Genomic DNA, 12,990 nt, shown 5'->3' with positions numbered 1-12,990 from the left:
TCCTTGGAACGCAAAGTCTCCTCAGCTCCGGATGTTGCAAGCGGAACGGCAGTCCGGTCGCGCATCGGGTCAAGGCGTTTGAACCAAGTTTTAACCGCGCATCGGCTATGGCCTTCAGATATGCACAAGAGTGTCTTTCAGAACAGCAAAATAGCCCTTTTGTTTGCCGGCATGACGATCATCGGCGCAGTGTCGATGGTGGGCACGCCCGAAGACGAAGGCGTGCTTGATCGAACGACGAAAATGTTCGCTGCGCAGCGCAACCCAATTGCCAATGATGCGCAGGCCTATGCAGACATGCAGAGCGTGGGGGATGCGCCGTCGTCCGATTCTGATGCTGGCTGGGGCAGCAGCACGTCAGTTTTCGGTGACTATGCCCCGGGCGCGGCGGGCGCTCCTGCTTCGGGCAACAGGCAGAACTTGCCGACAGGAACGATCATTCCCGGCCCGCAACCGGTCGTGCCTGATAATGAAGGCATTCCTGTGCCCGAAGGCGATAGCGGCCAGCCGGTCATCATCGCCCGCGAGCCGGACATCCAGCCGCACTAGGGCGTTTCAGCGCGTGGGCACGGGTGCCTCGCCCGAATAATCGTAAAATCCACGCCCGGTCTTGCGGCCCAGCCAACCGGCCTCGACATATTTCACCAGCAACGGCGCAGGGCGATATTTGCTGTCGCGGGTGGTCTTATAGAGCACCTTGATGATGTCGAGGCAGGTATCCAGCCCGACAAAATCGGCCAGTTGCAGCGGGCCCATCGGGTGATTGAGACCGAGGCGGCAGCCCTTGTCGATATCCTCGATGCCGGCTGTTGACTGGCCGAGCACGAACACTGCCTCGTTGATCATCGGCAGCAGGATGCGGTTGACGACAAAGCCCGGCTCGTCCTGGCTCAAGACCACTTCCTTGCCGAGGCCGCGCGCAAAGGCCGTGACGCGGTCGGTCGTGGCTTGCGCCGTGGCAAGACCGGGGATCACCTCGATCAGCCCCATCACCGGCACCGGGTTGAAAAAGTGCAGCCCGATAAATCGCGCGGGGTCTGGCGAATGGTTGGCCATACGAGTGATGGGGATCGACGAGGTGTTCGACGCCATGATCGCGCCGGTGTTCAGCACCTTGCCGGCCTTGTCGAAGATCGCGTTCTTGATCTCCTCACGCTCGGTCGCGGCTTCGATGATCAGGTCGGCTCCGGCGAACGGGTCGTAATCGGCGACGGGGGTGATCCGGGCAAGCAGCGCCTCGGCGTCTGCCGCTTCGATCTTGCCGCGGCCCATCAACTTGACGAGCGCCTTCTCGACATTGGCCTTGCCCGCTTCCGCCCGCGCCAGATCGACATCGGCCAGCATCACGGTCATCCCGTTGGCAGCGACAGTCTGGGCGATGCCGGTGCCCATTTGTCCGGCTCCGATGACGGCGATGGTGCGCATGGTGTTGTCCTTCGCAAGTGCAGCAATTTAGTGTGGCCCTAGCGAGGAAGGGTGCGCTTGGCTAGCGGTTGGCGCCTGGAACCCACTTTATGTCCGCCTTGCCATCATTATTGGCAGCCCGGCCAAGAACGAAAAGATAATCGGACAGGCGGTTGATGTATTGCAGCGCCGCCGGATTGGTCGGCGCGGCCTGCGCCAGCGCCGTCATCGCCCGTTCGGCCCGCCTCGTCGCTGTGCGCGCCAGATGCAACCGCGCCGCCGCCTCCGTACCGCCCGGCAGGATGAAACTGGTGAGCGGCTCGAGCACTCCGGTCAAAACATCAATCTGCTGTTCCAGCCAACTGACCTGCGACGCCACGATGCGCAGCACCATCTCTGACGGTGCGAAATCCGCGTCGGCGTCAGATGCCGGAGTCGCAAGGTCGGCGCCGAGATCGAACAGATCGTTCTGAATACGGAACACTGCGTCGGCGGGCTTACCGCTGAGCTTGCGCAAGGCGAAACCTAGCGCCGCATTGGTTTCGTCCACCGCACCGATCGCTTCCATGCGCAAGGCGTGCTTGGGCAGTCGTGACCCATCGACGAGTCCTGTCGTCCCGTCATCACCGGTACGGGTGTAAATACGGTTCAGCTTGACCATCGCGGCGCAAACTCAGCGTGAAGCGGCAAGAATGATCGCGACCACGACAATCGCCAGCGCCTGATACTTGATCCGCGCGAACATCGCCTTGTTCTGGGCAAGCTGCATATCGGTCGCGGTTTCGCCCTCACCCGTTTCCAGATCGATTTTGGTCGTCTTGAGAAACGCGATGATCCCCTTGATCAGCGAAAAGGCCACCAGTCCCATCAGGACGAGCAATACGGGCACGAGGACATAGTTCATGGTGACTAAATGGACGCTTGGCGCTCAGGTTCCAAGTGACAATTGTTGCAACCTGAGTTGCTGCGCAAGCATCCGCCCGTCCTCGCCGCTCTCGCGCCGGTCGGAAAGAGCGGGCGATCCGCGCCGTTTGGAGAGTTTTTGTCCGGTCGCATCGGTCAACAGCGGATGGTGGTGCCAACGCGGAACCGGCAGGCCGAGCAAGGCTTGCAGCGTGCGGTGGACATGACTGGCGGCAAACAGATCGGCCCCGCGTGTTACCAGCGTCACCCCGTCTGCCGCATCATCCAGCGTAACGGCAAGGTGATAGCTCGCGGGCAAATCCTTGCGCATCAGCACAACATCGCCATGAACCGACAGATCGACCGCTTGCTTTCCCGCCAGCGCATCTTCCCATACCAGCGCGCCGGTTTGCGTGCCTGCTTTGTCTGCATCCAGCCGCCATGCCGCCGGGTGCGCGGGATCGGGCGGGTTGCGTTTGCAGGTGCCGGGGTAGATCAGTCCATCGGAGCCTGCCACAGCTCCTGCCGCTTCGATCTGCTTGCGGGTGCAAGCGCAGCGATAAAGCAATCCACGTGCCCGCAAGGCCTCGGCAGCGGCGGCATAGCTTTCAAGCCGGGTGGATTGCGCGGGAACCTCGTCCCATTCCAGCCCCAGCCATTCCAGATCGCGGCGGAAGTCGTCAGCCAGCTCAGCGCGGGAACGCGGCCCGTCAATATCCTCGATCCGCAGCAGAAAACGCCCCCCGCTCGCCCGGGCCAGATCATGGGCGATGATCGCGCTGAGGGCATGGCCAAGGTGCAGCGGCCCATTGGGGCTGGGCGCGAACCGGGTGACGAGAGGCGTGCAATTCTGCATCGCCAGACCCATGCCACAGGACTTATCCTTGCGTCATCCACAGTCTCTCCACAGCCTCTGAACTGTTTGCCCCTGTGGATAGCCGCGCTGTCACGGGTTTGACTCTTTGGTTTGCCACGTCAGGATGCAGGTCAATCAGGGAGGAACGCAAGACCGTGTTCAATGCCGAACTGATCGAAAGAGCAGCCCGTTTTCGCGGCGCGGATGAAGACCCGACGCGCAACCTTTCGGCGTGTCCGGCGCTGGTGCTCAACGCCGATTACACCCCGCTGTCCTATTACCCGCTCAGCCTGTGGCCGTGGCAGACCGCAATCAAGGCGGTGTTCCTTGACCGGGTAGACATTGTCGCCAGCTACGAACGCGAAGTGCATTCGCCCAGCTTTGACATGAAAATCCCCAGCGTGATCGCACTGCGGCAATATGTGAAGCACAGCGAATTTCCCGCCTTCACCCGCTTCAACCTGTTCCTGCGCGATCGCTTCCAGTGCCAGTATTGCGGCAGCACCGATCATCTGACCTTCGATCACGTGATCCCGCGCCGGCTGGGCGGGCGCACCACGTGGGAAAACATCATCACCGCCTGCGCGCCGTGCAACATGAAAAAGGGCGGGCGCACTCCCAAACAGGCAGGCATGCCGGTGCACCGCACCCCGATCCGCCCGACCAGCTGGCAATTGCAGCAGCACGGCAAGCTGTTTCCGCCCAACTTCTTGCACGAAACCTGGCGTGATTGGCTCTATTGGGACATCGAGCTGGAGGCTTGAAAGCTGCCGCTCACTGCCACCAAGGCGTCCACCTGCGATGTTCTCGCTGGTTGCTTGTCAAACCGATCAGGTCGACTCACTCGGGTGCATTGGCGGCAACGAAATCCAGCCAGCCCTGAGGCACGTCTCCGCCAATAGCTGTGATCGAATCAATGGCGCGCCGCATCAGCGCGGTTGCACCAGACGCACCGCTTTCTCTTCGCAGAATGGCGAGATTGGCGACACTCTGCGCATCAGCGTCTTCATCGGCGACATGCTGTTCCAAGCGTTCGACCGCCAATGGCTTGTCACCGCGCTGCAATGCAAGGTCGACGAGTGTTCGCCGGGCTGAGGCTTGTTGAACCTCGTCCAAGACCTTGCTGTCGAGCAGCCTGATCAGTGCTTCTTCCCGTAACGTCTCGTTCCCGGTCGATTTTGCCAGATTATGCAGTTCGGTCCCTCCGGCAAGACGCTCGGCAGGATTGAACTGCTCGGAACTGACAAGGAAACGATAAATATCGGTCGCTTCCGGAATTTCGTTCTGCAAGCGTGCGGCCTGGGCCTGCAGGAGAAGGCAGGAGGCCTGCTTGCCGACATCCTTTGAGCTGCTGGAACAAGACCTGGTTGTTCGCTTGTGAACACGATCGCCGTCGGGCGTCATTCCCGAACCGGGAGTAAGGCCCGCAACGCCGGTTGAGGTAGATACGGAGAGATCCTTGAACAGCGGCTGGCTTGGAATCCGTGATCCTGTCTGGGCGCGAGGCGGCGGGTCATCGCGTCGGCCTTCAACGATGATCGGCGTTCGCGCTGCCGCATCCTCTGGCGACGACATGTTTCCATCGGCAGCTTTGGACCCAGATTCTTGAGCTGCCGCTGCACCCGTCGCCTCTGGCCCGCTAGCGCCTCCGCCTGAAGCGATAGCGCTGCTCGCAATCGCTGCTGCCCAGCAGCCCATGTACCCGAACATTCGCATGAGCTCTCCTCTCAGTTCAGTTTATCAACCTTCACGTCACCGCCGCTCGCGTTTCGAATTCCACCCGCTGCCATTCGCCCGACGCCAGCACCTCGGCCAGATGCCGCGCCGCGGCGGCAATGTCGGCAAAGCTCAGGTAGGCAGGTGCGAAGCCCAGCCGCAGCACGTCGGGATCGCGGAAATCGCCGATCACGCCCCGGGCGATGAGGGCTTGGCATATTGCATAAGCCTGCGGATGCCGAAACGACAGCTGGCTGCCGCGTGCGCCGCTTTCAGGCGGGCTGACCAGATCGAGGTGCACATCCAGCGCCACTAGGCATTCGAGGAAAAACTCCGACAGCGCCTGGGATTTCGCATAAAGCCGCCCCACACCGATTTCCGCGATCAGATCGACGCCCACCTCGAGCGCGGCGAGGCCCAGCACTGGCGAAGTGCCGCACAACAGCCGCTCGATACCCGGCGCGCCCTCGTAATCGTCGGAGAAGGCGAATGGCGCGGCGTGGCCGAACCAACCGGTCAGCGGTTGGGCAAGGTTGGCATGATGCCGCTCGGCGACGTAAGCGAAAGCAGGCGCCCCCGGCCCGCCGCACAGGTATTTATAGCCGCAGCCCACCGCGAAATCCGCACCCACCGCGTTCAGGTCAACCGGCACTGCCCCTGTCGAATGCGACAAATCCCACAGCACCAGCGCGCCTGCTTCGTGCGCGGTCCGGGTTAGCGCCACCATGTCATGCAGTTCGCCGGTCTTGTAATGGGCATGGGTGAGCAGCAGCAGCGCCACATCGCTATCGAGCGCCCTGACCAGCCCTTCGCGCTCCGCCAGCCGCCGTGTTGCAAGCCCCTGCCGCTCCAGCCCTTCGATCATATAGAGATCGGTCGGAAAATTGCCCGGTTCGGACAGGATCACTTTGCGGCCGGGCCGCATGGAAAGCGCCGCGGCGATCAGCTTGAACAGGTTCACAGACGTCGAATCGCACGCAATCACCTCGTGCGGGGCCGCGCCCACCAGCGGAGCGATCTTGCTGCCGATCCGGCTGGCAGCATCGAACCAACCGGCCCCGCCGAAATCCGGGCTGTTCCACGACCGGATCAGCCCCCCGCCCCATTCCTGCTCCACCACCCGCGCCACGGCAGCAGGCGTCGCCTTCGGCAGTGCGCCAAGCGAGTTGCCGTCGAGATAGATGATCCCTTCGGGCAAGGTAAACCGGTCGCGATATCCCGAAAGAGGATCGGCAGCATCGAATTCGCGGGCACGCTGTTCAGGGGTCATGCCCCCACCTCTAGCCTGCCATGACGGCGAGGGAAACTAGCCCTCGATAATGCGCGCTTCGGGGTGGTGCTTGTCGATATGCTTCAGGATCAGCTTGAGGTTCCGGGTGTTCGAACGGAACATCAGATCGGCTGCGTCGCCCACCAGCGGGATCACGCCGAGCACGGTATCGAACACCACGTTCGCGCCCATTCGCGCCAGCTTCCACTTGGACATGCCAAGGTTGCGCGCTTCCCAGACGATGTAAGCGCCCATCGCGGCGGTCAGAACGTCGCCCAGCACCGGCACCAGCCCGACCAGTGCATCAAGCCCCACAGGCACATTGATGCCGGGGATTACCAGGCTGCGTTCCAGCAGCCTTTCCATAATGATCACCCGCGCACGCACCGATGCGGCATCGGTTCCGGTCGGCAGTGTCAGCCCGATGATCGCGGGGTTGGGTCGGCGGTTCGTGTGCGTGTCCATTCCGGTTATGTGGTGGGTTGTGACAGCGGGAACAAGGGGTGCAGCCCCCAAGGATTGGGCAGGTAATTGCGGATCGACCCGCGCACCAGCGACCATCGCACCGGCGCGCCCAGCGGAATGAAGACCTCGCGTTCGATCAGGGCCGCATGGGCTTCGATCAACATCCGTTCGCGCGCTGCCGCGTCGCGCTCGGTCAGGGAACCGCGCACCAGATCATCGGCATCGGGCGAACACAGGCTCGCCTTCAGCTGGCAGTTGAACTGGTTGAGGAACCACCGCGGCGAGGCATAGCGGGCCAGAGTATCGCGCAGTTCCAGATCAGCGCGCTGCCCGGCCTCGGCGCGCTCGACACTGACGCCGACTTGCGCCCATGCCACCGTAAGTTGCCGCAACAGCAGATCGCTGCCGGGGCCGCGCGGCAGCGAAACCCGCACCACAGCATCACCTTCGGTCTCGTCCTTCCATTGCCCGATCCGGTCGGCCGCAATGCGGCGCCTTTCATCGATGGAGACACCATCCCAGCGGCTTTCGGGATAGGGCGCAACCGTGTAAATCTGCGGCGGCACAATCCAGCTGCTTGCGCGCCAGCCGCTCAAACCGAATGCCTGGATCAGGGCATTGCGATCAATCGCCATCGACAGCGCCTCGCGCCGCGCCGGATCGGCGAGCAAGCCTTCTTCAGACCGGAAAGCAAGGCCATAAAGCCCGATTGTCGGATCAACCTGCACTGTGCCGCGTGACAGGGGCCCGGCTTCGGCCAAGGGGAAATCTGCTAGCGTGCCGCCCAGCACCAGATCAACCTCGCCCCGCGAAAAGGCTGCCACTGCCTCACTGGCAGACAGCGCACGCACCCCGACCGGCCTTGCGACTTCCTGCCAGTCTTCACGGGCCGGCAAGCCGCGCGACTCAGGCGGTAGCGCCGCAAGCCGGGCTGTCGCGCTTTGATCATCGCGAGACATGACCATCGGTCCGGCACCGCTGTCATCCCTGACAAAGCCCAGTTCCGGCTGGGCCATCACGCGCAGGAAATCCGGCATCGGCGATGTCAGACGCACTTCGACCACCCGCCCGGTCATCGCCCGCACGTCGCGCACTTTGCCCAGATCGAGCGCCAATGATGTCCCTTTAAGCCGCGCAATCGCCTGACGCAGAAGGTTGCTTACCTCGGCAGCGCTGATCTCTTCGCCATCGGGCCAGGTGCTGTCGCGCAGGCGGAAGATATAGCTCATCCCGTCTTCGGTGACGATCCAGCGCTCGGCAATGGCGGGTACGACCTGGCCTGCGGGATCCAGCGCGACCAGTCCTTCGTTGGTCGTGGCGCGCAAATGCTGCGCGGCGAGCGGCAGGCGAATGCCTTGTTCGAACAGGCTGTCTTCTGCACCGATCACGGCGACCTCGACCGGCCCTCTGCCGCCCGAAGGCCCGCAGGATGATAACGCCAGTGCGGCAAGGAAAGGCAGCCAGAATCGCATCGCGATTGGCCTAGCAGGTTGAAAGCCCGTGGTCAGCTTGCCCGATCCGTTCAGGGCAGAAATGCCACAAACAGCGAGCGGTCAGATCTTGCGCAACAGCTTGGGCTGCGGCGGCGGCGGCGCGCGATGTGCCCGCGACGGCCCGATCGGCCCGAGCAGCACATCTTCGCCACCCTGAAGCGGGCGGCGGGCTTTCTGGGAATCGATTTCTTCGTCGAAGGCGATGCCAAAGCGGTTGTCCTGAACCCAGGCGACCGACCCGGCGACTTCGCCGATATTGCGCAGTTCGATGGTCAGCCGGTGGCCGCGCTGCACGCGCAGGTTGCCTTCGCCCATCATCCCGCCATCAGACAGATTGCGAACGCGGACCCGGTGGGTTTCCGCGTCCTTTTCAACGCGAATTTCGGCCAACAGGAACAGGCTGTCGCGCGCGACGCTGCGTGTCTCAACCCCCGTCATGTCAGGTCTGCCTCCTAAACTGCAAAATAGTCCGTGTGCGCTGGTAGCAGGATTACCCTGCCAAGATGTTGCGCGCTATTGCTGGTGCTGCATTTGCAGTTAACGCGGCGTAAAGATTACCTCTTCACTGCCCGCCGAGTGCCACTGCGTCCCATCGCGGCACAGGTCGCACCGCAAGCCTTTGCGATCAATCGTCGCGGGACACCTTTTCGCGGCGTTCGTGGGCTTCCTGTGCCTCTACCGTCATGGTGGCAACCGGCCGTGCGATCAGGCGGCGCAGGCCAATCGGATCACCCGTAACCTCGCAATAGCCATATTCGCCCGAATCAATTCGCCGCAGAGCGGAATCGATCTTGGACACGAGCTTGCGCTGCCGGTCGCGGGTGCGCAATTCGATCCCCCAGTCGGTTTCGCTGGAGGCCCGGTCAGTCAGATCGGCTTCGCGGATCGGGCCATCCTGCAAGGACTGCAGGGTTTGCCCGGCTGCGGAATGGATCGAACGTTTCCATTCGATCAGCAGCATCCGGAAATAGGCCTGTTGGCGGTCGTTCATGTATTCCTCGTCCTCGCCCGGCACATAGTCCGGTGCGATCAGGCGTTTGGCCTTTTCGAGGATATCGATATCGTCAGAAGCGGCAGTAGGCATCAAGCTCTCTCATCCCGTGAGCTGCTGGGCTGACCATTGCGTCCTGCCGCCTGAATATTTTCATTGGCTCGCCTGGTCCCAGCAAGCTGAAGCAATGCGCGCCCTATAGGCAAGGCCCCCTATGCGCACAAGCGGGTTTGGCAATCAGATGGGGGCAAACCTCACCGCGTCAGAAAGTCATCGCGGCGTTAACCAATTTTTGACCATGTTAGCCGAGTTCTGTTGCCGGGAAGGCCGCTGGATGCGGTCTGGTGACAACGGGGTTAAAGACATGAACATCATTGCAATCAGCACGAATGTTTCACGTGAAACACAGGGCGAAGCAGCGCTTGGGCCATGGCTGGCCGCAGCAGCGCAGGGTCAAGCCGAGGCCTGCTTCGATCTGGGCGTCGCCTTTTCGACCGGCAGCAATGGTGCGCCCTGCGATCTGATCGAAGCGCACAAGTGGTTCAACCTGGCAGCCGTTCGCGGCCATGAAGAAGCCGCGCACTGCCGCGCCGACGTGTCCGACGAAATGACCGCCCGCGAAATCGCCGAAGCCCAGCGCCGCGCGCGCCAGTGGCTCGCCGAAGGTCGCCAGCGCGCTGCCTGATCACTCTTTCCTGAACGGGGTGCGGCTGCCGAGATACATCTGGTCGCTCGCCACGCCTGCACGTTCCTGTTCGAGGAAATCGGCAACCGCGCTGCGGAAGCCCGGATCGGCGATCCAGTGGGCCGACCATGTCTGCACCGGTTCGTACCCGCGTGCCAGCTTGTGCCCGCCCTGCGCGCCCGCTTCCACACGGGCAAGGCCGCGGGCAATCGCGATGTCGATCGCCTGATAATAACACAGTTCGAAATGCAGGAAGCGCACCTCGCGGGTGCAGCCCCAGTACCGGCCATAAAGCGCATCGCTTCCCGCAAAATTGAGCGCGCCCGCAATCGGCGTGTCGCCATCATAGGCGAGGATCAGAATGATCCTGTCCCCCATCCGCTGGCCCAGCAGGCTGAAAGCCTCCCGCGTCAGATAGGGCTGGCCCCATTTGCGTGCGCCCGTATCCTGATAGAACACCCAGAAGGCATCCCAGTGTTCTTCGGTGATATCCGCGCCGGTAAGGTGCCGGATGGTCAGACCCTCCACCGCTGCCGCGCGCTCCTTGCGCAAATCCTTGCGCTTGCGCGATGACAGTGCGGCCAGAAAATCGTCGAAGCTGGCATAGCCGCGGTTGATCCAGTGGAACTGGATGTCCGATCGCGGCAGCCAGCCGCCCGCTTCGAACAGCGGCAATTGATCCGGCGCGATAAAGGTCGCGTGGGCGGAGGACATGGTGTTTTGCAGACACACTGCTTCGGCCCCCTTCAGCAAATGCGGGGCGAGGGCAGGATCACTCAGCAGCAGGCGCGGGCCGGTGGCAGGCGTAAACGGCGCGGCGATCTGGAGCTTGGGGTAATAGCGCCCGCCCGCGCGGTGCCAGGCATCGGCCCAGGCATGATCGAACACATATTCGCCCTGACTGTGCCCCTTGGCGTAGGATGGCATCGCCGCCAGCAATCGGCCCGCATCATCGGTGACGGCAATCGGCGCAGGCTCCCACCCGGTGCCGGGGCCGACAGAACCTGAATCCTCCATCGCGGTCAGGAATTCGTGGCTGACGAAAGGGTTGCGATCCCCGCCCAGCGCATTCCATTCATCGCGGTCGAAAGAACCAACGGATGGGGCGATGCGGACGGTCAGTTCAGGTGCGCTCATGCCAGCCCCGCCCCTTCGGCAATCAGCGCATCGGCATGGATCAGCGCCCGCGCCCGCGTTTCAGGCGAGTTCACCGTCCAGGTCAGCACCGGCATTCCCCTGGCACGCAAACCGGCCACCCAGCGGCTGGGTAATGCAGCGATATGGTATGCAAGAAAATCGGGCTTTGCGATCCACAGCGCCAATCGCCGCTGCCACGCCTTCTGCGTTTGGCCGTGTTCGTCTTCGCGCATCACAAGTCCGCACAGCGTTTGCGGTGCGTGGCGGCGGAACCACCGGGCAACACGCGGATCAAAACTCATCACGGCATGATCGCCCGCATAATCCGCAAGCAGGCGGCTGACATGAACACATGTCGAAACCACATCATAACCGGAACGCGACTTGATCTCGATCAGCAACGGCACCTGTCCCGCCACGAGGCCTAACATGGCGGAAAGCGGGAACGGGTGCTGATCCGTGCCGAGCAGACAAAGCTGTTCAAGCTCGGACGCGGTGCGCTGATCGGTGGCCCCCGCCTCCCCCGTCAACCGCGCCGCATCCCAATCGTGAAACACCATAGGGTGATCATCGCGGCTGCGCTGGATATCGCATTCGATCCCCATGCCTGCCGCAATCGCGCCCTTTGCCGCCGCCAGCGAATTTTCCGGCACAGGCCCCGAACCATCGGCCCGGTGCAACCCGCGATGGGCATATTCGTAACGCGTCAGCCAATCCGGAGCGCGGCGTTCACTCATGCAGTCAGAGCGACCACCGCATCAACCTCGACCGCCGCGCCGCGGGGCAGCGCCGGAACACCAACGGCAGCGCGGGCGTGCTTGCCCGCATCGCCAAACACCTGCTCCATCAGATCGGACGCGCCGTTGGCAACTTCGGGCTGATCGGTGAAATCTGCGGTGCAATTGATGAATGCGCCCATCTTCACGATCCGCTCGACCTTATCGAGCAAGCCTGCTGCATCAAGCTGTGCAATGATCATCAGTGCGCAGGCCCGCGCCGCAGCCTGACCATCGGCGACGCTGACATCATCGCCCAACCGGCCCTTGACCACTGCGCCATCGACGAAGGGCAGCTGGCCGGAGATATGGGCAAAGCCGCCATGCACCACCACCGGCACATAACTGGCAACGGGCGCTGCGGCCTTGGGCAGGGTGATACCGAGTTCGGCGAGTTTGGCGGTGTAGCTCATCATCAGTTCTCCAGTCGTTCCAGCAGCCACGGCAGGGCTTCGTCCCAGCGGTCAATCCGCGCTTCGGCGTGGCCTGCCTTATGGGCGCAATCAATCGCATGAGCGATCATCGGTTCGCCGCACAGGTGCAGGCGTGTGACATGCGGGGTAAGTTCCGCAACCGAGGCGTGATGCTGGGCCAGATCATCGATGAACACCGCGCGGGTGGGCGCATATTCATCCATGATTGCCTTCAGCGCCGGACCTTTCGGCCCCTGATTGGTGAACACGCGGGCGTTGATGCCGACCTTGGCAAGCTGCTGCGCCCGCGCATCGCGGTGGCCATCGACAAGGTTCGTCAGGATCACGACATCGGCCTTTTCGGCCAAGGTATTGATCCCTTCCACCGCGCCCGCAATCGGCAACTGGCTGTCCATCTCGTTATCGAAGAATTCGCGCAGCATCCGCCAGATATCGGCGGGTGCCAGCAGTTCGCCGCCTTCCTGCCAGCGCAGGGCCTCTGCAAAATTGTGGCCTTCGAGATGGAAGCTCACCCCCCGGCTCGCCTCCAGCCAGTCTTTGAACGGGGCGACCATGTGCAGCAGCACTTCGTCGCAATCGGAGATGATCAAAGGGCGGGTCATGTTTGCAAAGCGTCCTTGGCGGCGACAAGTTCCTCTGGCGTGACAGCCAGTGCCTCGGCGGCGCGGATCAGATCGGGTTCGTGGTTGGAAAGAAATTCCAGCGCGGAGGCCAGGATCATCGGATCACCCAGCCCGGCCCGCAATGTATCGGGATCAAGCCCGGTCAATTCAAGGTAGCGCGCGGCGCGATCCTCGCATTCCAGCACCCAGCCGAGCGCCGCCAGCGCCAGCGACTGCGGGTTTACCGGTACCGATGAA

The 12,990-nt window shown here is 62.6% G+C and carries 18 protein-coding genes; 3 read left to right on the top strand and 15 right to left on the bottom strand.

The genetic code is table 11. The features are described 5' to 3' along the window. The first annotated feature begins 171 nt into the window (after positions 1 to 171). The gene (locus IP79_RS10730; protein WP_156318297.1) at positions 172 to 549 is read left to right on the top strand and encodes a hypothetical protein; all 378 of its coding nucleotides are present in this window, start codon (positions 172 to 174) and stop codon (positions 547 to 549) included. 6 nt (positions 550 to 555) lie between these two features. Here the strand turns inward: IP79_RS10730 and IP79_RS10725 are convergent, their stop codons facing one another. The 4 genes from IP79_RS10725 to gluQRS form a co-directional block, all read right to left on the bottom strand. After that, the gene (locus IP79_RS10725; protein ID WP_054119302.1) at positions 556 to 1,425 is read right to left on the bottom strand and encodes a 3-hydroxyacyl-CoA dehydrogenase NAD-binding domain-containing protein; all 870 of its coding nucleotides are present in this window, start codon (positions 1,423 to 1,425) and stop codon (positions 556 to 558) included. Between the two features lie 61 nt (positions 1,426 to 1,486). After that, entirely contained in the window at positions 1,487 to 2,065 is a 579-nt protein-coding gene (locus IP79_RS10720; RefSeq protein WP_054119301.1) for a cob(I)yrinic acid a,c-diamide adenosyltransferase, read from the bottom strand. 12 nt (positions 2,066 to 2,077) lie between these two features. Beyond that, positions 2,078 to 2,308, bottom strand: a complete 231-nt coding sequence (locus tag IP79_RS10715) for an HIG1 domain-containing protein (protein WP_054119300.1) — start codon at positions 2,306 to 2,308, stop codon at positions 2,078 to 2,080. A gap of 24 nt (positions 2,309 to 2,332) precedes the next feature. Continuing rightward, positions 2,333 to 3,175 carry a tRNA glutamyl-Q(34) synthetase GluQRS gene (gene gluQRS / locus IP79_RS10710; RefSeq protein WP_233994175.1) on the bottom strand — a complete coding sequence of 281 codons (843 nt, stop codon included), beginning with the start codon at positions 3,173 to 3,175 and terminating at the stop codon, positions 2,333 to 2,335. Between the two features lie 143 nt (positions 3,176 to 3,318). Here gluQRS and IP79_RS10705 point away from each other — a divergent pair, with 143 nt between their 5' ends. Continuing rightward, positions 3,319 to 3,927 (top strand): HNH endonuclease, encoded by a 609-nt coding sequence (locus IP79_RS10705; RefSeq protein WP_054119299.1) that lies wholly within the window; start codon positions 3,319 to 3,321, stop codon positions 3,925 to 3,927. A 76-nt stretch (positions 3,928 to 4,003) separates the two neighbouring features. On the opposite strand, the gene IP79_RS15520 is transcribed toward IP79_RS10705, so the two are convergent. From IP79_RS15520 to dksA, 6 genes are all read right to left on the bottom strand, one after another. Next, the gene (locus tag IP79_RS15520; RefSeq protein WP_156318295.1) at positions 4,004 to 4,738 is read right to left on the bottom strand and encodes a tetratricopeptide repeat protein; all 735 of its coding nucleotides are present in this window, start codon (positions 4,736 to 4,738) and stop codon (positions 4,004 to 4,006) included. A 172-nt stretch (positions 4,739 to 4,910) separates the two neighbouring features. Continuing rightward, positions 4,911 to 6,149, bottom strand: a complete 1,239-nt coding sequence (gene kynU / locus IP79_RS10695; RefSeq protein WP_054119297.1) for a kynureninase — start codon at positions 6,147 to 6,149, stop codon at positions 4,911 to 4,913. A gap of 36 nt (positions 6,150 to 6,185) precedes the next feature. Next, on the bottom strand, positions 6,186 to 6,614 hold the full coding sequence (locus IP79_RS10690; protein ID WP_054119296.1) for a DUF4112 domain-containing protein: 429 nt from the start codon (positions 6,612 to 6,614) through the stop codon (positions 6,186 to 6,188). A 5-nt stretch (positions 6,615 to 6,619) separates the two neighbouring features. Next, a complete protein-coding gene (locus tag IP79_RS10685) occupies positions 6,620 to 8,086 on the bottom strand; it encodes an ABC transporter substrate-binding protein (protein ID WP_054119295.1) in 1,467 nt (488 codons plus the stop codon). An 81-nt stretch (positions 8,087 to 8,167) separates the two neighbouring features. Further along, entirely contained in the window at positions 8,168 to 8,545 is a 378-nt protein-coding gene (locus IP79_RS10680; RefSeq protein ID WP_054119294.1) for a PilZ domain-containing protein, read from the bottom strand. A gap of 187 nt (positions 8,546 to 8,732) precedes the next feature. Beyond that, entirely contained in the window at positions 8,733 to 9,191 is a 459-nt protein-coding gene (dksA, locus tag IP79_RS10675; RefSeq protein ID WP_054119293.1) for an RNA polymerase-binding protein DksA, read from the bottom strand. Between the two features lie 271 nt (positions 9,192 to 9,462). Here dksA and IP79_RS10670 point away from each other — a divergent pair, with 271 nt between their 5' ends. After that, the gene (locus IP79_RS10670) at positions 9,463 to 9,783 is read left to right on the top strand and encodes a hypothetical protein (RefSeq protein ID WP_054119292.1); all 321 of its coding nucleotides are present in this window, start codon (positions 9,463 to 9,465) and stop codon (positions 9,781 to 9,783) included. Here IP79_RS10670 and IP79_RS10665 read toward each other — a convergent pair whose 3' ends face one another. Genes IP79_RS10665 through IP79_RS10645 form a run of 5 tightly spaced genes read right to left on the bottom strand, consistent with a single transcriptional unit; the run spans position 9,784 to position 12,962 of the window. Further along, positions 9,784 to 10,920 (bottom strand): GNAT family N-acetyltransferase, encoded by a 1,137-nt coding sequence (locus tag IP79_RS10665; protein ID WP_054119291.1) that lies wholly within the window; start codon positions 10,918 to 10,920, stop codon positions 9,784 to 9,786. Further along, the gene (locus tag IP79_RS10660) at positions 10,917 to 11,657 is read right to left on the bottom strand and encodes a glycerophosphodiester phosphodiesterase family protein (RefSeq protein ID WP_054119290.1); all 741 of its coding nucleotides are present in this window, start codon (positions 11,655 to 11,657) and stop codon (positions 10,917 to 10,919) included. The genes IP79_RS10665 and IP79_RS10660 overlap by 4 nt, the downstream gene beginning before the upstream one ends. Further along, positions 11,654 to 12,109 (bottom strand): RidA family protein, encoded by a 456-nt coding sequence (locus tag IP79_RS10655; protein WP_054119289.1) that lies wholly within the window; start codon positions 12,107 to 12,109, stop codon positions 11,654 to 11,656. Before IP79_RS10655 ends, IP79_RS10660 begins: the two co-directional genes overlap by 4 nt. Before the next feature lie 2 nt (positions 12,110 to 12,111). Continuing rightward, entirely contained in the window at positions 12,112 to 12,732 is a 621-nt protein-coding gene (locus IP79_RS10650; RefSeq protein WP_054119288.1) for a hypothetical protein, read from the bottom strand. Further along, on the bottom strand, positions 12,729 to 12,962 hold the full coding sequence (locus IP79_RS10645) for a DUF3572 family protein (protein WP_082337171.1): 234 nt from the start codon (positions 12,960 to 12,962) through the stop codon (positions 12,729 to 12,731). The genes IP79_RS10650 and IP79_RS10645 overlap by 4 nt, the downstream gene beginning before the upstream one ends. Between the last annotated feature and the right edge of the window lie 28 nt (positions 12,963 to 12,990).

Origin of the sequence: Porphyrobacter sp. AAP60 (genome assembly GCF_001296025.1) — a bacterium.
GTDB lineage: Bacteria > Pseudomonadota > Alphaproteobacteria > Sphingomonadales > Sphingomonadaceae > Erythrobacter.
This window is presented reverse-complemented; position numbering and strand designations above follow the sequence as displayed.

Excerpts from the sequence above, each read along its gene's own strand:
- IP79_RS10730 (WP_156318297.1), top strand. The coding sequence starts at position 172 with ATGACGATCATCGGCGCAGTGTCGATGGTGGGCACGCCCGAAGACGAA.
- IP79_RS10725 (WP_054119302.1), bottom strand. The coding sequence starts at position 1,425 with ATGCGCACCATCGCCGTCATCGGAGCCGGACAAATGGGCACCGGCATC.
- IP79_RS10720 (WP_054119301.1), bottom strand. The coding sequence starts at position 2,065 with ATGGTCAAGCTGAACCGTATTTACACCCGTACCGGTGATGACGGGACG.
- IP79_RS10715 (WP_054119300.1), bottom strand. The coding sequence starts at position 2,308 with ATGAACTATGTCCTCGTGCCCGTATTGCTCGTCCTGATGGGACTGGTG.
- gluQRS (WP_233994175.1), bottom strand. The coding sequence starts at position 3,175 with ATGGGTCTGGCGATGCAGAATTGCACGCCTCTCGTCACCCGGTTCGCG.
- IP79_RS15520 (WP_156318295.1), bottom strand. The coding sequence starts at position 4,738 with ATGTCGTCGCCAGAGGATGCGGCAGCGCGAACGCCGATCATCGTTGAA.
- kynU (WP_054119297.1), bottom strand. The coding sequence starts at position 6,149 with ATGACCCCTGAACAGCGTGCCCGCGAATTCGATGCTGCCGATCCTCTT.
- IP79_RS10690 (WP_054119296.1), bottom strand. The coding sequence starts at position 6,614 with ATGGACACGCACACGAACCGCCGACCCAACCCCGCGATCATCGGGCTG.
- IP79_RS10685 (WP_054119295.1), bottom strand. The coding sequence starts at position 8,086 with ATGCGATTCTGGCTGCCTTTCCTTGCCGCACTGGCGTTATCATCCTGC.
- IP79_RS10680 (WP_054119294.1), bottom strand. The coding sequence starts at position 8,545 with ATGACGGGGGTTGAGACACGCAGCGTCGCGCGCGACAGCCTGTTCCTG.
- dksA (WP_054119293.1), bottom strand. The coding sequence starts at position 9,191 with ATGCCTACTGCCGCTTCTGACGATATCGATATCCTCGAAAAGGCCAAA.
- IP79_RS10670 (WP_054119292.1), top strand. The coding sequence starts at position 9,463 with ATGAACATCATTGCAATCAGCACGAATGTTTCACGTGAAACACAGGGC.
- IP79_RS10665 (WP_054119291.1), bottom strand. The coding sequence starts at position 10,920 with ATGAGCGCACCTGAACTGACCGTCCGCATCGCCCCATCCGTTGGTTCT.
- IP79_RS10660 (WP_054119290.1), bottom strand. The coding sequence starts at position 11,657 with ATGAGTGAACGCCGCGCTCCGGATTGGCTGACGCGTTACGAATATGCC.
- IP79_RS10655 (WP_054119289.1), bottom strand. The coding sequence starts at position 12,109 with ATGAGCTACACCGCCAAACTCGCCGAACTCGGTATCACCCTGCCCAAG.
- IP79_RS10650 (WP_054119288.1), bottom strand. The coding sequence starts at position 12,732 with ATGACCCGCCCTTTGATCATCTCCGATTGCGACGAAGTGCTGCTGCAC.